This window comes from Streptomyces sp. DSM 40868 (genome assembly GCF_011820545.1).
Classification (GTDB): Bacteria; Actinomycetota; Actinomycetes; order Streptomycetales; family Streptomycetaceae; genus Streptomyces; species Streptomyces eurythermus.
In genome coordinates, this window is the sequence record NZ_CP050504.1 from 2,679,569 (window position 1) to 2,701,163 (window position 21,595).

Annotated in this window: 21 protein-coding genes; 10 read left to right on the forward strand and 11 right to left on the reverse strand. The window is 69.0% G+C overall.

What is annotated here, in order from left to right:
* Nucleotides 1–219 precede the first annotated feature (219 nt).
* From HB370_RS12085 to HB370_RS12115, 7 genes are all read left to right on the forward strand, one after another.
* Nucleotides 220–1,191 carry a 3-oxoacyl-[acyl-carrier-protein] synthase III C-terminal domain-containing protein gene (locus HB370_RS12085; RefSeq protein ID WP_244405499.1) on the forward strand — a complete coding sequence of 324 codons (972 nt, stop codon included), beginning with the start codon at nt 220–222 and terminating at the stop codon, nt 1,189–1,191.
* A 76-nt stretch (nt 1,192–1,267) separates the two neighbouring features.
* A complete protein-coding gene (locus tag HB370_RS12090) occupies nt 1,268–1,948 on the forward strand; it encodes a hypothetical protein (protein ID WP_229896674.1) in 681 nt (226 codons plus the stop codon).
* A gap of 72 nt (nt 1,949–2,020) precedes the next feature.
* On the forward strand, nt 2,021–3,799 hold the full coding sequence (locus tag HB370_RS12095) for a thiamine pyrophosphate-binding protein (RefSeq protein ID WP_051815691.1): 1,779 nt from the start codon (nt 2,021–2,023) through the stop codon (nt 3,797–3,799).
* Nucleotides 3,800–3,909: 110 nt separating this feature from the next.
* Nucleotides 3,910–4,923, forward strand: a complete 1,014-nt coding sequence (locus HB370_RS12100) for a squalene/phytoene synthase family protein (RefSeq protein WP_030783263.1) — start codon at nt 3,910–3,912, stop codon at nt 4,921–4,923.
* Nucleotides 4,920–5,930, forward strand: a complete 1,011-nt coding sequence (locus tag HB370_RS12105) for a beta-ketoacyl-ACP synthase III (RefSeq protein WP_030783260.1) — start codon at nt 4,920–4,922, stop codon at nt 5,928–5,930. The genes HB370_RS12100 and HB370_RS12105 overlap by 4 nt, the downstream gene beginning before the upstream one ends.
* Before the next feature lie 26 nt (nt 5,931–5,956).
* Complete coding sequence (locus HB370_RS12110; protein WP_030783257.1) at nt 5,957–6,196, forward strand: acyl carrier protein; 240 nt, start codon at nt 5,957–5,959, stop codon at nt 6,194–6,196.
* The gene (locus tag HB370_RS12115) at nt 6,196–7,173 is read left to right on the forward strand and encodes an aminotransferase class I/II-fold pyridoxal phosphate-dependent enzyme (protein ID WP_051815689.1); all 978 of its coding nucleotides are present in this window, start codon (nt 6,196–6,198) and stop codon (nt 7,171–7,173) included. The genes HB370_RS12110 and HB370_RS12115 overlap by 1 nt, the downstream gene beginning before the upstream one ends.
* Nucleotides 7,174–7,246: 73 nt before the next feature.
* Here the strand turns inward: HB370_RS12115 and idi are convergent, their stop codons facing one another.
* From idi to HB370_RS12145, 6 genes are all read right to left on the reverse strand, one after another.
* Nucleotides 7,247–7,816 carry an isopentenyl-diphosphate Delta-isomerase gene (gene idi / locus HB370_RS12120; RefSeq protein ID WP_030783251.1) on the reverse strand — a complete coding sequence of 190 codons (570 nt, stop codon included), beginning with the start codon at nt 7,814–7,816 and terminating at the stop codon, nt 7,247–7,249.
* Between the two features lie 4 nt (nt 7,817–7,820).
* A complete protein-coding gene (locus HB370_RS12125; protein WP_030783249.1) occupies nt 7,821–9,074 on the reverse strand; it encodes a cytochrome P450 in 1,254 nt (417 codons plus the stop codon).
* A 201-nt stretch (nt 9,075–9,275) separates the two neighbouring features.
* Nucleotides 9,276–10,913, reverse strand: a complete 1,638-nt coding sequence (locus HB370_RS12130; protein ID WP_030783247.1) for a ubiquinol-cytochrome c reductase cytochrome b subunit — start codon at nt 10,911–10,913, stop codon at nt 9,276–9,278.
* A complete protein-coding gene (locus HB370_RS12135) occupies nt 10,910–11,968 on the reverse strand; it encodes a Rieske 2Fe-2S domain-containing protein (RefSeq protein ID WP_167512970.1) in 1,059 nt (352 codons plus the stop codon). The genes HB370_RS12130 and HB370_RS12135 overlap by 4 nt, the downstream gene beginning before the upstream one ends.
* Nucleotides 11,965–12,777 (reverse strand): c-type cytochrome, encoded by an 813-nt coding sequence (locus HB370_RS12140; protein ID WP_030783242.1) that lies wholly within the window; start codon nt 12,775–12,777, stop codon nt 11,965–11,967. The genes HB370_RS12135 and HB370_RS12140 overlap by 4 nt, the downstream gene beginning before the upstream one ends.
* Before the next feature lie 62 nt (nt 12,778–12,839).
* Nucleotides 12,840–13,460 carry a heme-copper oxidase subunit III gene (locus HB370_RS12145; RefSeq protein ID WP_030783240.1) on the reverse strand — a complete coding sequence of 207 codons (621 nt, stop codon included), beginning with the start codon at nt 13,458–13,460 and terminating at the stop codon, nt 12,840–12,842.
* 154 nt (nt 13,461–13,614) lie between these two features.
* On the opposite strand from HB370_RS12145, the gene HB370_RS12150 reads away from it, so the two are divergent.
* On the forward strand, nt 13,615–14,016 hold the full coding sequence (locus HB370_RS12150) for a response regulator transcription factor (protein WP_030783238.1): 402 nt from the start codon (nt 13,615–13,617) through the stop codon (nt 14,014–14,016).
* Between the two features lie 105 nt (nt 14,017–14,121).
* Here the strand turns inward: HB370_RS12150 and HB370_RS12155 are convergent, their stop codons facing one another.
* The 4 genes from HB370_RS12155 to coxB form a co-directional block, all read right to left on the reverse strand.
* Nucleotides 14,122–15,378, reverse strand: a complete 1,257-nt coding sequence (locus tag HB370_RS12155; protein WP_030783237.1) for an Ig-like domain-containing protein — start codon at nt 15,376–15,378, stop codon at nt 14,122–14,124.
* A 130-nt stretch (nt 15,379–15,508) separates the two neighbouring features.
* Nucleotides 15,509–15,907, reverse strand: a complete 399-nt coding sequence (locus tag HB370_RS12160; protein ID WP_030616654.1) for a cytochrome c oxidase subunit 4 — start codon at nt 15,905–15,907, stop codon at nt 15,509–15,511.
* Nucleotides 15,904–17,637 carry a cytochrome c oxidase subunit I gene (gene ctaD / locus HB370_RS12165; RefSeq protein ID WP_030616657.1) on the reverse strand — a complete coding sequence of 578 codons (1,734 nt, stop codon included), beginning with the start codon at nt 17,635–17,637 and terminating at the stop codon, nt 15,904–15,906. Before ctaD ends, HB370_RS12160 begins: the two co-directional genes overlap by 4 nt.
* Entirely contained in the window at nt 17,634–18,593 is a 960-nt protein-coding gene (coxB, locus tag HB370_RS12170; RefSeq protein ID WP_030783235.1) for a cytochrome c oxidase subunit II, read from the reverse strand. Before coxB ends, ctaD begins: the two co-directional genes overlap by 4 nt.
* A gap of 258 nt (nt 18,594–18,851) precedes the next feature.
* Here coxB and HB370_RS12175 point away from each other — a divergent pair, with 258 nt between their 5' ends.
* A complete protein-coding gene (locus HB370_RS12175) occupies nt 18,852–20,228 on the forward strand; it encodes a cysteine desulfurase/sulfurtransferase TusA family protein (RefSeq protein WP_030783233.1) in 1,377 nt (458 codons plus the stop codon).
* Nucleotides 20,229–20,242: 14 nt separating this feature from the next.
* On the opposite strand, the gene HB370_RS12180 is transcribed toward HB370_RS12175, so the two are convergent.
* Complete coding sequence (locus HB370_RS12180; RefSeq protein WP_030783231.1) at nt 20,243–21,217, reverse strand: carbohydrate kinase family protein; 975 nt, start codon at nt 21,215–21,217, stop codon at nt 20,243–20,245.
* 129 nt (nt 21,218–21,346) lie between these two features.
* Here HB370_RS12180 and HB370_RS12185 point away from each other — a divergent pair, with 129 nt between their 5' ends.
* Nucleotides 21,347–21,556 (forward strand): hypothetical protein, encoded by a 210-nt coding sequence (locus HB370_RS12185; RefSeq protein WP_030783229.1) that lies wholly within the window; start codon nt 21,347–21,349, stop codon nt 21,554–21,556.
* Nucleotides 21,557–21,595: the final 39 nt, after the last annotated feature.

Below are 21,595 nucleotides of genomic sequence, written 5' to 3' on the forward strand. Positions count from 1 at the left end.
ATCGATCCGTTATCACCGTGATCATAAGGTGACTTTCGTTCTCACCGCGCAAGGGAATTCCCCTCCGTCGCCGGCGCACACGACGGGGGAAGCGGGGCCGGTCAACGATCTTTCTCATTGTTCTCCCGGGGCCCCGAGGTATGTCCGATCGGCATTTTCGCGGGCAGCATCAGCACAAAGACGGGGAAAAATTTCGTGTCACAAACTCGCATTGTCGACGTGGTTAATTTCATGCCGGAGCGGGTGGTCAGGAACAGCGAGCTGCCGAGCGAGGGCGGCGACCTCAGCGACCACGCATTCTTCGCGGGCGTGCACGAGCGGCGCTTCGCCTGGCCCGACTACACGTCGGCGCAGCTGGGCGCGAAGGCCCTCGAGAAGCTTCTGGAGCGCAACGGCGTACCGGCGGCCGACGTCGACCTCATCATCTGCGCCTCCCAGCTGAACGACGCCTTCTCACCGGGCACGGGCACGGCCATCCAGTACGCGGTCGGTGCCACCAAGGCGGCCGTGCTCCAGGTGGACAACGGCTGCTGCTCCTGGATCTCCTCCATCAACACGGCCCGGGCCTTCATCGACTCGGGCCAGTACCGTACGGTCGCGGTGGTCACGGTCACCAACTTCGTCTCCCGGCTCGAGGAGTTCCAGAAGGCGCCCGAGTCCCGGGTGCTCGGTGACGGCGCGTCGGCCACCCTCGTCACGGCCGGCGACGAACCGACCATCCTCTCCATCCACGAGCAGGCCTTCGGGGAGAACTGGGGAGCGCTCAAGGTCGAGCCGGACACCGTCGAGGGCATGGAGATCCCCTACTGGTCGGCCGGCTCCGGCGCGCTCACCGTGAAGTTCGACCAGTCCATGCTGGCGCGTCTGTACACCGTCACCATGGAACAGCTTCCCCAGGCGGTCGACATCGCGCTGGAGAAGGCCGGGGTGGAGAACAAGGACATCGCTTTCCTGATCACCCACCAGCCGAACGAGAAATACGTCGCGGAGTGGCGCAAGCGCTGCGGATTCGACGATTCCCGGGCGCACGACACGCTCGGCACCTACGGCAACATGTTCCAGGGCACTCTTCCGGTGACGTTCGCCGATGCCCTCGACAAGAAGATGATCGCGCCCGGCGATCTCATCGCGTTCGCGACCTTCTCGCACGGCGGAGAACTCGTCGGTTCCATGGTCTGGCGCTGGAACTGACTTTCCGGGGCACCCCGCCTGCCCGCTCCCCTTCCCTTCATTTCGTTCATTCCCTTAACACTGCATGAGGAGAAGTATGTCCCAGCGCGTTCCCGACGAGTCGGGTCTGGCCCAGAACTACGTCCTGGACCGGTCCGACCTCGAGGGCCTGGACCTGGTGTGGAACGAGAACACCGGCATGGACGACATGATGAAGCTCATGGAGAGCAAGACGAAGGAGACGTACGACCACGGCGAGATCTTCGGTCAGTACTGCTCCCTCGCCGAGCACATCAACGTCCCCTACGACATCGTCTTCGAGTACGCGGCCAACGCCCGCTCCCTGGAGGAGTGGACGTACAGCATCCGCAACATGAAGCACCTCGGCGGCGGTCTGTACCGCGCGGACGAGATGATCCAGCCGAACACGGACATCTACATCCGCGCCGACGCGCAGAAGGGCCCCGAGCACGGTCTCGTGGTCTACCCGTGCGCCTGGGACCAGGGCCACGAGCTGTGGATGCGCTACTACATGACGATCATCGACTCGTCGAAGGTGCTGAACAAGCCGGGCACCGTGGTGCTGTGGACCAACTGCAAGCACCCGTACTACGACCGTACGACGGAGAACGTCCCGGACTACATCGCCGAGGGCCGGGCGCGCACCGACCGCGTCTGGGTCGGTGACATCTGGCCCGTCTTCCACGCCGGCCACAGCATCGAGATGGGCAACCTCAAGCGGATCCTGGAGCACCGCTTCGGCGCCGACAAGGCCTGAGGCCCGCCGCGGGGCGGCCCCGGCCGCCCCGCTTCGCACCACGACGAAGCACACGCCACACATGGGGGATCAATGCGGCTGGCCGATGCCTTGGTCACGGTTCTGCGCGATCTGGACACGAGATACGTTTTCGGCGTCAGCGGCGCGAACATCGAACACGTCCACGATGCGATCGACAGGCTCGGTCAGGGCCGTCTGACGTCCGTGCTGGCGAAGCGGGAGGACGGGGCGGCGAACATGGCGGACGCCCGCGCCCGGGTGCACCGCACCCTGGGGGTGTGCTGTTCGACCTCCGGCGGCGGGATGATGAACCTGGTCGCCGGGCTGGCCGAGTCCCACGCGGAGTCGGTGCCGGTCCTCGCGCTGGTCGGGCAGCCGCCGGCCGCCCTGGACGGCCGGGGCTCCTTCCAGGACTCCTCCGGGATCGGCCGGACCGTGGACGGCCAGGCGCTGCTGGAGGCCATCACCAAGAAGACCGTCCGGGTCACCGGGGCGGAGGGCTTCTGGGACCTGCTGCGCGACGCCGTCTCCACCTGCCTGAGCGGCCGCAAGGGCCCGGTGGCCCTGCTGCTGCCCCGGGACGTCTACGAACTCGAGGTCGGTGACGTCCCGGCCGACTGGCCGACTCACCTCGGCGCCTTCATCGAGCCCGAACCGCTGCCCGAGCACGCGGTGTCCGCCCTCTTCGGCCGGCTGCGCGAGGCCAGTGCCCCGGTGCTGCTGCTCGGACACGGCAACCGCCGTTCCTGCGATCCCGAGGCGGTGCGCGTCTTCGCCGAGCGCACCCGGATACCCGTGGTGACCACCATGGGCGCGCGCGGCGAGTTCCCCAACGACAGCGACCTGTACCTGGGCGTCGTCGGCGAGGGCGGCCACCCCTCGGCCGCCGAGTACGTGGCCAAGTCGGACTTCGTGGTCCTGGTGGGCACCGGACTGGCCATGATGACCCGGCGGGCACTCGGCGACTGGGACCCGGCACGGGCCGGCGCGGTCAACATCGACCTCGGGGAGATCGAGCGCTCGGGCCTGGCGGACACCACGGTCCGCGGGGACATCGGCGAGGTGTTCCGGCTGCTGGAACGGCTGCGCGCGGAGCGCCCCTTCACGGCCCCGCCGGTCACCGGCTACGAGCAGACCCGCTTCGTGGCCCGGCCCGCCGTCCCCGTCCCGGGGCGCGCCGGCGAGCGGGACGAGGAGGCGCTGCTGCAGAGCGAGGCCGTCCGGCTGCTCCAGGAACACCTGCCGCAGGGCGGCCATCTGCTGTACGACGCCGGGAACTGCGCCGTCGCCGCCATGCACTACGGGTCCGTCCCGGCCGGCTCCTCCTCCACCATCGCCCTGGGCATGGGCGGCATGGGCTACAGCGTCGGGGCGGCCGTCGGCGCCCAGCTGGGCTCCCCTGAGGGCACCCGGACCGTGGTGTTCTGCGGTGACGGGGCGTTCCTGATGAGCGGCCTGGAGACGCACACCGCCGTGGAACTGGGCCTGCCCATCCTGTACGTCGTCTTCAACAACGGCATGCACGGCATGTGCGCCACACGCCAGCAGCGGTTCTTCGACTCCCGGATCACCACCGTGGACTACACACCCGTCGACGTGTCCACGGTGGCGCGGGGCCTCGGCTCCCCGGACCGGCTGTGGGTCGGCAGCGCCGGCACCGCCGCCGAGCTGGCCCGGCAGCTGGACGAGTACCGGCGCCACGCGCATCTGCCCGGGGTCCTCGAACTGAGGCTCACCGTGGAGGAGGAGCCGCCCTTCGCCTCCTTCCTGCCCGCCGACGCCCCCACCGTGCCGGTGCCCCGGCAGCGACAGGCCGCCGTCTCGTACGAGATGACCGGCAGCGCTCTCTGACGCGTCGCCCTCCGTACGCCTTCGTCCGCGCCTCCCCGCAAGGCACCCCGCCGCCGCATCCGGCCGAGCGGGGCCGCGGGGACGCGCGGACCCCATCGGAAAGAACTCACATGACAGTGCAAGAGCTGGACCTCGCAGGTATCACGGACTCCGGGCTGCGCGCCGACTACATCGCGAGCTCCCAGCTGTTCCGCAAGATCGGGCGGGGCCGCTTCCTCGGCCGCTACATGATGCACCCGGCCAAGCGGCCCTACTTCGACACCTTCTTCTCCTTCGTCTGCTACATCGACGACCTGGCCGACGACATCAACCTCAGCGTCGACGTCCGGGCCCGCCGGCTGGACGAGTGGCAGCACACCTACCTGGCCATCGCCAAGGGCGAGGAGCTGAAGAGCGACCACCCGCTGTCGCTGTCGGAGCAGACGGACGCCGCCCTCGCCCGCGCCCTGGTCCACACCCTGCGCACCTGGGACCTGCCCTACCTGCGCGTGCCCGAGTTCGTCGACGGCCACCGCAAGGCGCTGACGACGTACGAGTACGCCAACGAGGAGGAGCTGGACGACTTCCTGGAGACGGTCACGCTGCTGCCCGCGATCTGGATCAACCAGATCTTCGAGCCGCTGAGCGAGGACGCCGAGGAGCTGTGCCGGCACACCATCACGGCCTTCCAGCTGCTGGACTTCATCTGGGACCTGCGCGAGGACCTGGACCTGGGCCGGCTGTACCTCCCGCTGGACCACCTCGCCCGCTTCGGCCTGACCCGGGCGGACCTGGACCGCCAGATCGGCAGCGGCTACATCAGCGACTCGCTGCGCGAGCTGATCCAGTTCGAGATCGACATCGCTCGCAAGCATCTGGACGCCGGCCGCTCGTGGCCGCAGACGCTGCACCCGACGGCGCGGATCTTCATGGAGACCGACATCCAGACGCACGACTCCATGTTCCCGGAGATGATCAAGGACGACTACGCGTTCTTCAAGAACCCCCGGCGCGGCATCGACTTCGTCTCCGGCCGGATGATCCCGCGCACGGCCAAGGCCATCGCCCGCGCCCGCAAGGCCAACCAGCAGGCCACCCGCGCCGGTTACCGCATCCGGCCGCCGTACCGGGGCACCGGGGCATGACCCGCGGGGCGATCCTGAGCGGCCTGGGCACCTGGCTCCCGCCGCAGGTGGTCACCAACGACATGCTCTCGTCGGAACTGGACACCTCCGACGAGTGGATCCGGACCCGCACCGGCATCGGCCGGCGGCACATCGCGTCGCCGGGCATGAGCACCGGGCACCTCGCCACCGAGGCGGGGCGCCGGGCGCTGAAGTCGGCCGGCACCGACCGCGTGGACGTCGTCATCGTCGCCACGAGCACCCCGGACCGCCCCTGCCCCGCGACCGCCCCGGTGGTCGCCTCCTCGCTCGGGCTGACCGGGACCGGCGCCTTCGACGTGGCCGCGGTGTGCACGGGCTTCGTGTACGCGCTGGCCACCGCGGCGGGACTGATCACCGGCCGGGTCGCGGACAGCGCCCTGGTGATCGGGGCGGACACCTTCTCCACCATCCTCGACCCGCACGACCGCACCACCCGGGTGATCTTCGGCGACGGCGCCGGCGCGGCCGTACTGCGCGCCGGGGACCCGGCCGAGGAGGGCGCCCTGCGCGGCTTCGACCTGGGCAGCGACGGCACGGGCGTGGACCTCATCACGGTGCCCGGCGGGGGCTCCGAACAGCGGCTGAGCGGGGCCGAGGCCGCCCCGGGCGACCGGTACTTCCACATGGACGGCCCGCAGGTCTTCACCCGTGCCGTCCGGTACATGACCGCATCGGTGCGCAAGGTCCTGGACGCCGCCGCGCTGGCCCCCGAGGACCTCGCCCACCTGGTCCCGCACCAGGCGAACGTCAGGATCCTCGACACCTGCGCCCGGGAACTCGGGCTGCCCGCCGAGCGCGTCGTGAAGAACATCGACCGGGTCGGCAACACCGTGGCCGCCTCCATCCCGCTCGCGCTCGCCGCGGGTGCGGCCGACGGGCGGCTGCGGGCGGGCGATCCGGTGGTCCTCACCGGCTTCGGCGGCGGCCTGACCTGGGGCTCGGCACTGCTCACCTGGCCCGGCGGCCTCACGGTGATCGACGGCTGACGGCACCCTCCACAGAGAAGAGAATCATGAACACCATCGACCAGAACCTGAAGGCGCTGCTCGACGAGCGGTTCCCCCAGTCCACCGACCGCCTCTTCGAGGGCGCGTCGTTCAAAGACGCCGGCATGGACTCGATGGGGGTCGTCGAGTTCATCGTGGCCCTGGAGCGGCAGTTCGGCACCCCGACGCTGAACGGCAACGAACTCGGCGCCGATTCCACGCTCCAGGACGCGCGCGACCTGCTGACCTCGGTGGGCGTCGGCTGATGCCCCAGCCGCATCGGCTCACCCTCAACGAACACCCGCTGCCGCCGCTCGACTCCGTCGCCGCCGAGATCGCCAGGCACGCCGCCTCGGTCAACCGGTACCCGGAGTTCTATCCCGAGCGGCTGCGCGGGATCGTCGCCGACTGGCTGGGGATGCCGGGCGAGCAGGTCGTGCTCGGCGCGGGATCCGTGGGCGTCGCGCTCCAGGCGCTCCAGGCGAGTGTGTCCGCCGGCGGGGGGCTGGCATACGGATGGCGCAACTTCGACGCCTATCCCCTGCTCGCCGACATGGTGGGGGCGCGCCGTGTCGAGGTGCCCCTGCTCCCGGGCGGGCACCAGGACCTCGAGGCGCTGGCGAAGGCGGTCCAGGACGCGGACGCGGTCATCGTGTGCAACCCGCACAACCCGACCGGCCGACTGGTCCCCGGCGACGAGCTGAAGGAGTTCGTCGCCCGGGTCCCCGAGCACGTCCTGGTGGTCCTGGACGAGGCGTACATCGAGTTCGTCGCCCCGTCCGGCCGTACGGACTCGCTGGGCTGGATCCGGGAGTTCCCGAACCTGCTGGTGCTGCGCACCTTCTCCAAGGCCTGGGGGCTGGCCAACATGCGCGTCGGGTACGGCGTGACGTCCCCCGGGTGGGCCGAGAGGATCGCCCGGTACCAGCTGCCGTACGCCCTGAGCACCCTGTCGGCGGTGGCGGTGGAGACGTCCCTGCGGGCCCAGCCGGAGCTGGAGGAGCGGATCGCCGTCATCGTCGGCGAGCGCGAACGGCTGTCCGGCGGGCTGGCCCGCGGCGGCTGGAAGGTACTGCCGAGCCACACCAACTTCCTGTGGCTGGACGAGCCGGAGCGGACCGAGGACATCCGCCTGGCCCTGGAGGGCGAGGGCGTCCAGGCCCGCTTCTACGCCGGCGAGGGCGTCCGCGTCACCGTCGGCGACACCGACGCCAACGACAGCGTCCTGCGCGCCCTGGCCTAGCCGCTCACGCGAAAGAGCCGCTGCCCACGGTCTCCCCGTGGGCAGCGGCTCTTCTTCGTGTGTCAGGGCGCGGTCACCAGCCGCCGCCCGGCGCGACGCGCCGTACGCCCGGCAGGGCCGCCTCCAGCACGGTGGGGAACCAGGCCGAGAAGCTGGTCTCGGCCCGCAGCGCGGCCAGCTCCCCGGAGGTCACGAACCGGTAGTCGTGGATCTCGGCGGGGTCCGGCTCCGGGGTGTCCTTCACCAGGCCGACGAAGAGGTGGTTGTACTCCTTCTCGACCAGGCCGGAGATCTCGTCCGGGTGCTCGTAGGTGACCGTGCCGGCCGGCTCCAGCGGGATGCCGTGCAGGCCCAGCTCCTCGCCGACGCGGCGGGCCGCCGCCTCCTGCGCGGGCTCGTCCGGGTACGGGTGCCCGCAGCAGGTGTTGGACCACACGCCCGGCGAGTGGTACTTCGTCAGCGCCCGCTGCTGGAGCAGCATGCGTCCCTCGGTGTCGAACAGGAACACCGAGAAGGCGCGGTGCAGATGCCCGGGCGCCTGGTGCGCCGAGAGCTTCTCGGCGACACCGATCGTCCGGCCCTCCTCGTCGACGAGCTCGAGCAGGATCGGCTCCGCCGCGGGGCCGGAGGTTTCCGTCGTCATCGGATCAGCCCACCCTGGGAGTCGTGGTGACGGGGAGCCGGGCCGGGCCGCGCAGCCACAGGCCGGGCTTCAGCGCCACCTCGTCGTCGTCCGGCTTGATGGAGGCACAGCGCTTGGCGAGACCGATCAGCGCCTCCTTGGCCATCAGCCGGGAGAGGTTGTCGCCGAGGCAGTAGTGGATACCGCGGCCGAACGACAGGTGCTTGCGGCCGTGCTTGCCGAGCGCCAGGGTGTCGGGGTTCTCGAAGGCCCGCTCGTCCCGGTTGGCCGCGGCCAGCATCAGCAGCACCACGGCGCCGGCCTCCATGGTCCGGCCGTGCAGGGTGATCGGCTCGTTGACCACGCGCCAGGAGGCGTGCGTGGGCGGCTCCAGGCGCAGCACCTCGTCGAGCACGTCGTCGGCGAGGGAGGGGTCGGCGGCGAGCCGCTCCAGCACGTCCGGGTGCTCGGCCAGGATGACCGCGGCGTTGCCGATGAGGTTGGCGAAGGTGTCCAGGCCGGGCACGATGAGCAGCACGCACACCGCGGCGACCTGGTGGATCGTCAGGCCCTCGATGGTCTCGCCGGCCCGGGTCAGCTCGGTGATCAGGTCGGTGCCGTCGCCGCCCTCGCGCTCCCGGAGCACCTTGACGAAGTACTCGGTGCACTGCGCCACCGCGCGCTGGCAGGCGAGCGCCACGTCCTCCGACGGCGCGGCGCCCAGCTCCAGGATGTGCGCGATCTCCGTCGACCAGGCGGCGAGCAGCTTCTGGTCCTCGCGGTCGATGCCCATCATGTCGCCGAGCACGCGCACGGGCAGCTGGGAGGCCAGCACCTCCATGACGTCGAACCGCTCGGGGAGGTCCGCCAGCAGCTCGTCCACGACCGCGGTGACGGACTTGATCAGCGCCTCCACCGCGGACGGGGTGAACGGCGCGGCGACGAGGTTGCGCAGCTTGGTGTGGTCCGGCGGGTCCAGCAGCCGGAAGAGGTTGGCGTCCCAGCCGTCGAGGCCGAGGCCGAGGAACGGCGGCGGCTCCTCGTCGGGGCCGGCGCCGGCCACCTGGGCGAAGAACTGGGTGCCCCCGAGGTCCTTGCCGAGCCGGCGGTCACGCAGCAGGGCCTCGACGTCCTCGTAGCGGCTGACCACCCAGGAGTTGAGCGGGCCCGCCAGGAGGGGATGCTCGTCCCGGAGCTTCGCGTAGACCGGGTAGGGGTTCCGACGGAAAGCGGGGTCGGTCGGATCGAAGAAGAATTCGGGCTCGGCAGGTTCTGCCATCAGTGACTCCCCCATTATCACGCCGTGGGCGGCCCGTGCGGGCTTCTGGCCCCGGCTCAAGATCACGACAGTGTGATCATAGCGTCGATCCGGCGACGGCCGGATAACGGATCGGTAACCGCCGACACATGCCGTACACAAAAGGGCGGCCCCACGGACCGGGTCCGTGGGGCCGCCCTCGTGGCGATCAGTAACGGCGGATCAGTGGTGGCCGTGGCCGCTCGTGATCTCCTTGTACTCCTCCGCCCTCGGCTTCGGGATCTGGGCGTGCTCGCCGTAGTAGGCGTTGGACAGCTTCGCCCGCAGCTTCTGCGAGGCCGGGACCTTGCGCTCCACACCGTTCTCGTCGACCGTCGGGCCGATCTCGGCCGGCTTGTACTGCTCGTGCGCGGTGAGGGTGTGCAGCTGCTCCTGGCTGAGCGGCTCGTGCACCTCGATGAACTCACCGTGCGGGAGCCGCTTGATGATGCCGGTCTCGCGGCCGTGCAGCACCTTCTCGCGGTCCCGGCGCTGCAGGCCGAGGCAGATCCGCTTGGTGACGATGTACGCGATGACCGGGCCGGCGAACAGGAAGATCCGGACGAAGTACGTCACGGCGTTGACCGACAGGTGGAAGTGCGTCGCCCACAGGTCGTTGCCGCCACCCACCATGGCCATCGCGAAGAACGTCAGCCAGGCGACACCGAGAGCGGTGCGCGTCGGGGCGTTGCGCGGACGGTCCAGGATGTGGTGCTCGCGCTTGTCGCCGGTGATCCAGGACTCGATGAACGGGTAGACCGCGATCGAGACCAGCATCAGACCGAAGACGATCAGCGGGATGAGGACACCGAGGACCAGCGTGTGGCCCGCGACGTTGATCTCCCAGCCCGGCATCACACGCACGAAGCCCTCGGAGAAGCCCATGTACCAGTCGGGCTGGGCGCCGGTGGACACCTGGTCCGGACGGTAGGGGCCCATCGCCCAGATCGGGTTGATCTGCGCGACCGCGGCCAGCACCGCCAGGACACCGAAGACCAGGAAGAAGAAGCCTCCGGCCTTGGCCATGTAGACCGGCAGCAGCGGCATGCCGACGACGTTCTTCTCGGTCTTGCCGGGGCCCGCGAACTGCGTGTGCTTGTGGTAGAAGACCAGGATCAGGTGGGCCACCATCAGGCCCAGCATGATGCCCGGCAGCAGCAGGATGTGGATCGAGTAGAACCGGGCCACGAAGTCGTGACCGGGGAACTCGCCGCCGAAGAGGAAGAACGAGATGTACGTGCCGACGATCGGCACGGACAGCACCAGACCCTCGGCGATGCGCACACCGGTGCCGGAGAGCAGGTCGTCCGGGAGCGAGTAACCGGTGAAACCGGTGAACATGCCGAGGACGAACAGCAGGAAGCCGAACAGCCAGTTGACCTCACGCGGCTTGCGGAACGCACCGGTGAAGAACACGCGCATCATGTGCACGAACATGCCGGCGAGGAAGACCACCGCGCCCCAGTGGTGGATCTGCCGGATGAGCAGACCACCGCGCACGTCGAAGGAGATGTGCAGGGTCGAGTTGAACGCCTCCGACATCAGCTGTCCCTGCATCGGGACGTAGCTGCCGTGGTACTCCACCTCGTTCATCGACGGGTGGAAGAACAGCGTCAGATAGACACCCGTCAGGATGATGATGATGAAGCTGTACATGCACACTTCGCCCAACATGAACGACCAGTGGTCGGGGAAGATCTTGCGCATGTTGGCCTTGGCCAGGGAGTAGATCCCGAGCCGGCCGTCGGCCCAGTCGGCGACGCGCTCGCCGGCCGGTGCCTTCCCGCGAGAGCGGGACTGTTCGTTCGGTGCAGTACTCATCCGCGCTCCCAGAAAGCAGGACCGACGGGCTCCTCGAAGTCGCCGAGCGCCTGGAGGTAACCCTCACTGTCCACGCCGATCCGCAGCTGCGGCAGAGCGTGGCCGGCGGGGCCGAAGATCACTCGGGCGCCGTCGGTGAGGTCGAAGGTGGACTGGTGGCACGGGCACAGCACATGGTGCGTCTGCTGCTCGTACAGCGAGATCGGGCAGCCCACGTGGGTGCAGATCTTCGAGTAGGCGACAACGCCCTGGTGCGACCAGTCGAGCTCGCGCTTGTCCTTGATGTCGTCCGGCTGGAGCCGCACGATCATCAGGGCCGCCTTGGCGATCTCGTTCTGGAAGTCCTCGTCGTGCTCCGACATCCCGTCGGGCATGGCGAAGGTCAGCGAGCCGACGGCCACGTCCTCCGGACGCAGCGGCTGGCCGGTGTTCATGTTGACCAGGCGCTTGCCCTTGGCCCACATCGTGTGCCGCAGCTTCGTCTTCGGCGCCGGGCCCAGACCGCCCAGCAGCATCACGCCGGAGAGCGGCACCAGCGCCATCGCGCCGAACATGGTGTTGCGGATCAGCTTGCGGCGGCCGAACCCGGACTCCGCGGCACCCTGGCGGAAGTCCGCGTGGACCTTCGCCCGCACCTCCGGCGAGGCCTCGATGGGGTGCCGGTCGTCGGCGATCTCCACGTCCGACATCAGCGTGCGCGCCCAGTGGACCGCGCCCGCGCCGATGCAGAACAGCGCCACGCCCAGCGTCAGACCCAGCGCGAAGTTCATCGCGCTCAGGTGCCCGATCGGGAAGACGAAGATCGACTTGTCGTTCGGGATCGCCAGGTACGAGACGATGAAGCCGATGGTGGCCAGCATCGACACCGTGAACAGGAACGCCACCGCGCGCTCGGACCGCTTGGCGGCCCGCTCGTCGATGTCCTGGATCCGGTGCTCGTGCGGCGGCAGCCCCGGGTCCGCGAACGGGTTCTCCTCGTCCGCGGTCGCTACCGCGCCGTGTGCGTGGTCCTGCTCAGCGGGCAGGTTCTCTTCAGGAATGTCTTGGCTACTCATGACTTCTTGGCCTTTGCGGTCCGAGCGGCGACCCAGACGGCGACCGCGATCAGCGTGCCGAGGCCGAAGATCCAGCCGAACAGACCCTCACTGACCGGCCCGAGGCCGCCCAGCTCCAGACCACCCGGGTTCTCCGTCTTGTCACCGTTGACCGCGTTCAGGTACGCGATGATGTCCTTCTTGTTCTTCTCCGACATCGTGGTGTCGGGGAAGGACGGCATGTTCTGCGGGCCGGTCTGCATGGCCTCGTAGATGTGCTTCGGAGCGACACCCTCCAGCGTCGGGGCGAACTTGCCCTTGGTCAGGGCACCGCCCTTGCCGGTGAAGTTGTGGCACTGCGCGCAGTTGGTGCGGAACAGCTCGCCGCCCTTGGCGATGTCCGCGCCGTCGGGGCCGTACTGCTGCTTGGTGGGCACGCTCGGGCCGGCGCCCAGCGACGCGACGTACGCGGCGAGCTGGTCGATCTGGGCCTGCGTGTAGATGGGCTTCTTGCGCGGGACCTGGGCGCCCTGCGAGGTCGCGGCGGGCATACGGCCGGTGCCGACCTGGAAGTCGACGGCCGCGGCGCCGACGCCGACGAGGCTCGGGCCGTCGGAGGAGCCCTGGCCACCGGTGCCGTGGCAGCTGGCGCAGCCGACCTCGTAGAGCTTCTTGCCCTCCTTGATGGTCAGGGACTGGGAGGATTCATCGGCCTGTGCCTTGCCCGCGGGCGCGAACGCGGCGTACAGCCCCCCAGTGGCCGCCAGCGCGAGGAGTAGGACGACGACCGCCGCCAGCGGATGGCGTCGTCGTGCGGAGAGCTTTTTCACGGATTACCCCGGTGTCAGGATCTTCTGCGTCGGTGCTTCTGGATGTGCGGGAGCGATCCCGGCTACTTGATCAGGTAGATCGTGGCGAAGAGGCCGATCCAGACGACATCGACGAAGTGCCAGTAGTAGGACACGACGATGGCGGCGGTCGCCTGCTCGTGGGTGAACCTCTTGGCCATGTAGGTACGGCCGAGGACCAGCAGGAAGGCGATGAGGCCGCCCGTCACGTGCAGGCCGTGGAAGCCGGTGGTCAGGTAGAACACCGAGCCGTACGGGTCCGAGGACAGCGAGATGCCGTCCTTCTTCACCAGCTCGGTGTACTCGTAGATCTGACCGCCGATGAAGATCGCACCCATGATGAAGGTGATGATGAACCAGCCACGGAGCTTCTTCACATCGCCGCGCTCGGCGGCGAACACGCCGAGCTGGCAGGTGAGGGAGGAGAGCACCAGGATCGTGGTGTTCGTCGCGGAGAAGGGCACGTTGAGCGCGTGCGCCATCTCCTTCCAGTGATCCGGTCCGGTCACCGACCGGAGGGTGAAGTACATCGCGAAGAGGGCCGCGAAGAACATCAGCTCGGAACTCAGCCAGATGATGGTTCCGACGCTGGTGAGGTTCGGCCGATTGACCGACGGGTGCGCGTGCCCTGTTTCTACTGTCGTTGCTGTCGCCACGACCGACATTATGTCGGTCGCTTATCTCGCGCTCACTCCGGGGGGTGCCGTTCGGAGTGTTGCCGCCCCCCGAACCGGTGCTGACGTGGTGTTCGGGGGAGTAGCATCCGCCCAGACGGCCCTGCCCGTCCCGTCCGTACGACGCCGACGTCCCGGAGGAACAATGCAGCCGACCGCCACGGTGCTGGTCTATAGCGACGACTCCACCACTCGCGAGCAAGTACGGCTGGCCGCCGGACGCCGGCCCGCCCCGGACGTGCCCCTGGTGGAGTTCGTGGAGTGCGCCACCCCGGCCGCGGTGGTGCGGGAGCTGGACAAGGGGGGCATCGACGTCTGCGTGCTGGACGGCGAGGCCGTGCCGATGGGCGGCATGGGCATGTGCCGGCAGATCAAGGACGAGGTGTTCGGCTGCCCGCCGGTGCTGCTGCTCATGGGACGGCCGCAGGACGCGTGGCTGGCCACGTGGAGCCGTGCGGACGCGGCTGTGACGCTGCCGGTGGATCCGGTGGAGTTCGCCGCCGCGCTGGCCTCCCTGCTGCGCCAGAAGCGACTCGTAGGCGCGTAAGGAGGGGCTGGGAGCGCCTACTGGCTCGGGGCGCGGAGGAGCGTGCGCGAGTGCCGGTCCGTCGTGGCTTGTCGCGCAGTTCCCCGCGCCCCTTCAGGGCGCTTCCTACGCCGCCCTCGGCTGTAGGCGCACCGCCTCCGCCGGGGTGTCCTGAGTCGCGTTCGTCAGGGCGCTGCCCGTGCGCCACTTCTTCCAGTCGACGTTCCAGTCGCCGAAGCCGTTGCCGAAGGGCTCCATGGTCTGACCCTGGGAGTTGACGACCTTGACGATGTCGCCCTCGCGGATGTTGTCGTAGAGCCACTCGGCGTTGGACGTGCTCATCCCGACGCAGCCGTGGCTGACGTTCTCGTAGCCCTGCGAGCCGACGGACCAGGGCGCGGCGTGGACGTACTCGCCGGACCAGGTGACCCGGGTGGCGTAGTACACCGGCAGGTCGTAGGAGTCCGAGGTGCCCTCGGCGATGCCGACGGTGGTGCCGCGCATCCGTACGAAGTACTGCTTCTCCAGTACGACCTTGACACCGTTGCGGGTCTCGAAGCCGGGCTTGCCGGCGGTGACCGGGATCTGCTCGACGGGCTGACCGTTCTTGTAGTACGTCAGCTGGTGCGCGGCGGCGTCCGCGACGACCTCGACCTTGTCCCCGGTGGTGAGCTGCAGCGGCTTGGACTTCCCGCCCCACAGCCGGTCGTTGACACGGACGCCGTCCAGGTTGCTGCGCACCCGGATGGTCGCGTGGGCCGGCCAGTACTCCTTGGGCCGGTAGTGGAGTTCCTTGTCGTTCACCCAATACCAGGAGCCCGGCACGGCCGGCACGGACTCCACCCGCAGGGCCCGCTCCACGACGGCACGCTGCGCCTTGTCCTTGATCCCCTGGTCCAGTTGGGCCGTGATGGGCTGTCCGACGCCGTAGGTGCCCGTGCCCGGCCCGAAGGTGACGGCCAGGCGCTTCTTGCCGGCGGGCTTGCCGGTGTCGAACGTGAGGGTCTTGCGGCCGGGCGCGCCGTCCTCGTCCTCGGTGCTCACCGTGACCGTGTAGTGGGCGCCCGCGGCCAGCGGGGAGGTGCTGTGCCAGCGGCTGCCGTCGGCGGCCAGTTCGCCCGTCACATAGCGCCCTGTGGAGTCCCGGGCGGTGACGTCCGTGATCCGGCCCTCACCGCTGTTGACGGTGACCTCCAGGGGCTTGTCCGGGTCGGCTCGCTTGCCCGCTTCGGTGGGGCCGTTGAAGGAGATCAGGTCCGCTGCGTCGTACGGCCTGGCCGACAGGGGGTTGCCGTCCGAACCGCAAGCGGTGACGCCCGCACCGAGGGCGGTCACCAGCAGGGTGCAGCCGACGACGGTACGAGTCCGCACAGTGTGGTTCATATGATCACGCTATGAGATCAAATGATTACCGGCACGACGGATCACTCCTCCGAGCGAACGATGCTCCGGCAAACGAGTGGAGCCCGGACCCTCCGTGAGGAAGGTCCGGGCTCCCGGTGCGTCCGGCGCCCTACTGGGTCCGGTTCTCACCGTGGTAGTACTCGAACACCCAACCGAACAGGCCGATCAGGATGAACGGGGCGGAGAAGTAGATCAGCCACCAGCCGACCGCGATGCTGAGGAAGGCGATCGCGCCGCCGAAGCCCAGCATGAGCGGCTGCCAGCTGTGCGGGCTGAAGAAGCCCAGCTCGCCCGCGTCGTCCGCGACGTCGGCCTCCTTGTCGTCCTGGGCGCCCGCGTCGACCCGCCGGGCGGTGAAGCCCAGGTAGAAGCCGATCATGACGGCCAGGCCGAAGGCCAGGAAGAGCGCGGTGGTACCGGCCGGCTCCTTCGACCACACGCCATACACGATGGCCATGATCAGGATGAAGACGCTCAGCCAGATGAACATCCGACCCTGGATCTTCACTTGCCGGCCTCCTTGCTGCCCGCGACGGCGGTGCCGTGACCGGCGTGCTCAAGCTGTTCGAGCGCGGCGATCTCGGGGTGGTGCAGATCGAACGCCGGGGATTCGCTGCGGATCCGCGGCAGGGTGAGGAAGTTGTGCCGCGGCGGCGGGCAGGAGGTCGCCCACTCCAGGGAGCGGCCGTAGCCCCACGGGTCGTCCACGCCGACCGGCTTGCCGTACTTGGCCGTCTTCCACACGTTGTAGAGGAACGGCAAGATCGACAGGCCGAGCAGGAAGGAGCTGATGGTCGACACCGTGTTCAGCGCGGTGAAGCCGTCGGCGTTCAGGTAGTCCGCGTACCGGCGCGGCATGCCCTCGGCGCCCAGCCAGTGCTGGACCAGGAAGGTGCCGTGGAAGCCGATGAACAGCGTCCAGAAGGTGATCTTGCCGAGGCGCTCGTCCAGCATCTTGCCGGTCCACTTCGGCCACCAGAAGTGGAAGCCGGAGAACATGGCGAAGACGACCGTACCGAAGACCACGTAGTGGAAGTGGGCCACCACGAAGTACGAGTCGGAGACGTGGAAGTCCATCGGCGGCGAGGCCAGGATGACACCGGTCAGACCACCGAACGTGAAGGTGATCAGGAAGCCGGTGGCCCAGAGCATCGGCGTCTCGAAGGAGAGCGAGCCCTTCCACATCGTGCCGATCCAGTTGAAGAACTTCACACCGGTCGGCACGGCGATCAGGAAGGTCATGAAGGAGAAGAAGGGCAGCAGCACCCCGCCGGTGACGTACATGTGGTGGGCCCACACGGTCACGGACAGACCGGCGATCGCGATCGTCGCGGCGATCAGACCCATGTAGCCGAACATCGGCTTACGGGAGAACACCGGGATGACTTCGGAGATGATGCCGAAGAACGGCAGGGCGATGATGTACACCTCTGGGTGTCCGAAGAACCAGAAGAGGTGTTGCCACAGCAGTGCGCCGCCGTTGGCCGCGTCGAAGATGTGGGCGCCGAACTTCCGGTCCGCCTCCAGGGCGAACAGCGCGGCGGCCAGCACCGGGAAGGCCAGCAGGACCAGCACACCGGTCAGCAGCACGTTCCACACGAAGATCGGCATCCGGAACATGGTCATGCCCGGGGCACGCATGCAGATGATCGTGGTGATGAAGTTGACCGAGCCGAGGATCGTGCCGAAGCCGGAGAAGGCCAGACCCATGATCCACATGTCGGCGCCGACGCCCGGCGAGCGGACCGCGTCCGACAGCGGGGAGTAGGCGAACCAGCCGAAGTCGGCCGCACCCTGCGGGGTGAGGAAGCCGGCCACCGCGATGAGCGAGCCGAACAGGTACAGCCAGTAGGCGAACATGTTCAGCCGCGGGAACGCCACGTCGGGCGCGCCGATCTGCAGCGGCATGATCCAGTTGGCGAAACCGGCGAACAGCGGCGTCGCGAACATCAGCAGCATGATCGTGCCGTGCATCGTGAACGCCTGGTTGAACTGCTCGTTCGACATGATCTGCAGGCCCGGACGGGCCAGCTCGGCGCGCATGATGAGCGCCATCACGCCACCGATCAGGAAGAACGCGAACGACGTCGCCAGATACAGCGTGCCGATCGTCTTGTGGTCGGTGGTCGTCAGCCACTTCACCACGACATTGCCGGGTTGCTTGCGCCTGACCGGCAGCTCGTCGGCGTACGAGCCTTCAGCTGCCGCGGCACCCTGGGGTTCGTTGAGGATGCTCACAGGTTGTTCGTCTCCCGGTTCTTCTCGTGGCTCGTCTGCGCGATGCCGGCGGGAATGTAACCGGTCTGCCCCTTCTTGGCGAGGTCCTTGAGGTGCTGCTCGTAACGCTCGGGGGAGACGACCTTCACGTTGAACAGCATCCGGGAGTGGTCGACGCCGCAGAGCTCGGCGCACTTGCCGAGGAAGGTGCCCTCCTTGTTGGGGGTCACCTGGAAGGCGTTGGTGTGGCCCGGAATGACGTCCTGCTTCATGAGGAACGGCACCACCCAGAAGGAGTGGATGACGTCACGCGAGGTCAGGACGAAGCGGACCGTCTTGCCCTTGGGGAGCCAGAGCGTCGGACCGGGGTTGTTCGTCTGCGGGTTCCGCGTGCCGGGCGTACCGACGTCGTAGACGCCGCCGGCGTTCGCCGGGAATTCCTTCTTGAACCGGTCCGGAATGGCGTCCAGGTTCTTGTCGGTCTTGGCATCGCCGGTGGAACCGGGGACGTTCTCGATGTAGTTGAAGCCCCAGCTCCACTGGAAGCCGACCACGTTGACCGTGACGTCGGGCTTCTTGGAGGTGTCCAGGAGCTTCGACTCGTCCCGGGCCGTGAAGTAGAAGAGCACCGAGATGATGATGATCGGGACCACGGTGTACAGGGCCTCGATCGGCATGTTGTACCGGGTCTGCGGAGGAACCTCGACCTTGGTGCGGCTGCGCCGGTGGAAGAAAGCACTCCACAGGATCAGGCCCCACACCAGCACGCCGACGGCGAGCGCGGCAGCCCAGGAGCCCTGCCACAGGGAGAGGATCCGCGGAGCCTCTTCCGTGGTCGGGGTGGGCATGCCAAGGCGGGGGAAGTCCTTGTATGTGCAACCGGTTGCGGTCGCCAGGACCAGGCCCGCGGTCAGTGCCTGCAGCAGCTTCCGCCGCATCGGGCGCCGCGGCGAGCGGTCGGAGCCGTTGGGACTCACGTAGCGCCTTCCCGAGAGTCTCGCCCGCGCGGTCGGCTGCGGCCTTCTCGCTGGTCGGTCGCCGCCCTGCGTCGGGCAGGGGTTTGGATGTTTATGCGGACCAAACCCTAGCCCACCCTCTCCGAGGGTTCGCGAGGAGGGGTGCCTACTAGGTGGGGTGGTTCGCTTGATTGGCGGCTGCGGGTGCGTTGTGGCTGGTCGCGCCGTTCCCCGCGCCCCTTCGGGACGCTGCCCTGACCGGCGGTTTAGCGTTGCCGTATGGCCTACTTTGATGCTGCTTCCGCCGCTCCTCTCCATCCCGTGGCCCGTCAGGCGTTGTTGGCCTCTTTGGATGAAGGATGGGCCGATCCCGCGCGGTTGTACCGGGAGGGGCGGAAGGCTCGGATGTTGCTGGACGCGGCTCGGGAGGCGGCCGCGGAGGCCGTCGGGTGCCGGGCCGACGAGGTGGTGTTCACGTCGTCCGGGACGCGGGCCGTACACACCGGGATCGCGGGGGCGTTGGCCGGGCGGCGGCGGGTGGGACGCCACCTGATCGTGTCTGCCGTCGAACACTCCTCCGTACTCCATTCGGCTGAGGTGTGGGAGGCGGACGGCGGGAGCGTCACCCAGGTGGCCGTCAATCGGGCGGGAGCCGTCGACCCTTCGGGGTACGCGGAGGCGCTCCGGGCGGACACCGCGCTGGCCTGCCTGCAGTCGGCCAACCACGAGGTGGGCACCGAGCAGCCGGTGGCCGAGGTGGCCGAGGTGTGCCGGGCCGCCGGGGTGCCGCTGCTGGTGGACGCGGCGCAGTCGCTGGGCTGGGGGCCGGTCGGGGGTGACTGGTCGCTGCTGACGGCCAGCGCGCACAAGTGGGGCGGGCCCTCGGGGGTCGGGCTGCTCGTCGTCCGCAAGGGGGTGCGGTTCGCCGCCCAAGGGCCGGTGGACGAGCGGGAGTCGGGCCGGGCGCCCGGTTTCGAGAACATCCCGGCCATCGTGGCGGCCGTGGCCTCGCTGCGCGCGGTACGCGCCGAGGCGGCCCGGGAGGCGGTACGGCTGCGGGAGCTGACGGAGCGGATCCGGGTCCGGGTGCCTCAGCTGGTGCCGGACGTGGAGGTGGTCGGCGACGCCGGGCGCCGGCTGCCCGGGATCGTCACCTTCTCCTGCCTCTACGTCGACGGCGAGGCCCTGCTGCACGAGCTGGACCGGGCCGGCTTCTCGGTCTCCTCCGGCTCCTCGTGCACGTCCGGCACGCTGACGCCCAGCCATGTGCTGAAGGCGATGGGGGTGCTGAGCGAGGGCAACGTCCGGGTGTCGCTGCCGGCCGGCACGGCGGAGGAGGACGTGGAGCGGTTCCTGGAGGTGCTGCCGGGGGCGGTGGCCGGGGTGCGGGAGAAGCTGGGCGCACCGGCGCCGGCGACGGCCGTCCGGGCTCGGGAGCTGGTCGTCGACTCCCTGGGCAAGCGCTGCCCGATCCCGGTCATCGAGCTGGCGAAGGTGTTCGGCGAGGTCCCGGTGGGCGGCCTCGTACGGGTCCTGTCGGACGACGAGGCCGCCCACCTGGACATCCCGGCGTGGTGCCAGATGCGGGGGCAGGAGTACGTGGGCGAGGAACCGGCGGAACGGGGAACGGCGTACCTGGTCCGCCGGGTGAGCTGAACGCCCAGCGGACCTCAGCTCAGGTGGGCCCGGACCTCCGCGCCCGCCTCTTCGCCGTACGCCTTCACGAACCGCTCCATGAAGTGGGTCCGCCGCAGCTGGTACTCCTGCGTCCCCACGGTCTCGATGACCAGGGTGGCGAGCATGCAGCCGATCTGCGCCGCGCGTTCCAGCGAGACGCCCCAGGCCAGCCCGGACAGGAACCCGGCGCGGAAGGCGTCGCCGACGCCGGTGGGGTCGGCCTTGCGGTCCTCCTCCGGGCAGCCGACCTCGATCGGGTCCGCGCCGGTCCGCTCGATGCGCACGCCCCGCGAGCCGAGCGTGGTGACCCGGTGCCCGACCTTGGACAGGATCTCCGCGTCGCTCCAGCCGGTCTTGGACTCGATGAGCCCCTTCTCGTACTCGTTGGAGAAGAGGTAGGTCGCGCCGTCCAGCAGTATCCGGATCTCCTCGCCCTCCATCCGGGCGATCTGCTGGGAGAAGTCGGCGGCGAACGGGATGTTCCGGGAGCGGCACTCCTCGGTGTGGCGGAGCATCGCCTCGGGGTCGTCGGCGCCGATGAGGACCAGGTCGAGGCCGCCCACGCGGTCCGCGACGGTCTTCAGCTCGATGAGGCGGGCCTCGCTCATCGCGCCGGTGTAGAAGGAGCCGATCTGGTTGTGGTCGGCGTCGGTGGTGCACACGAAGCGGGCGGTGTGCAGGGTCTCGGAGATGCGGACCGAGTCCGTGTCCACGCCGTGCCGGTCGAGCCAGGCCCGGTACTCGTCGAAGTCGAAGCCGGCGGCCCCGACCAGGATCGGACGGGTGCCGAGCTGGCCCATGCCGAAGGCGATGTTGGCGGCGACACCGCCGCGGCGGACGTCGAGGTTGTCGACCAGGAAGGAGAGCGAAACCGTGTGCAGCTGGTCCGCGACGAACTGGTCGGCGAAGCGGCCGGGGAAGGTCATGAGGTGGTCGGTGGCGATGGAGCCGGTGACTGCGATGCGCACGACGGGGATTCTCCTGGGGAGGCTGGATTGACAGTTCACGCTACCGGTTCGGCCGACCGCGCTGAAGCTGACGAAACTACCCGATAGTAGATCTTTCTTCGCGGCCCGTGCCGTGCGTACGGTGCGCTCATGACGAACCCCGAGGTCTTCTCCTCCGCCCCGGCCGAGTCCGACGGCGGCCTCGCCTCACTGTGGGGCGACTGCGCCCGGATGGTTCCGCACTGGGCGGCCCCGGAGCGGGCCGAGTCCGGTCCGGTGTCCCCGTCCCGTATCCACGGGGTGTCCGTGCCGGCGCGGTCGGCCCGGCTGCTGGACGCGATGTCGGACTACGGCGACTGACCGGGAGCACGTGACCGGGAACCGCGCGCCGCCCTCCCG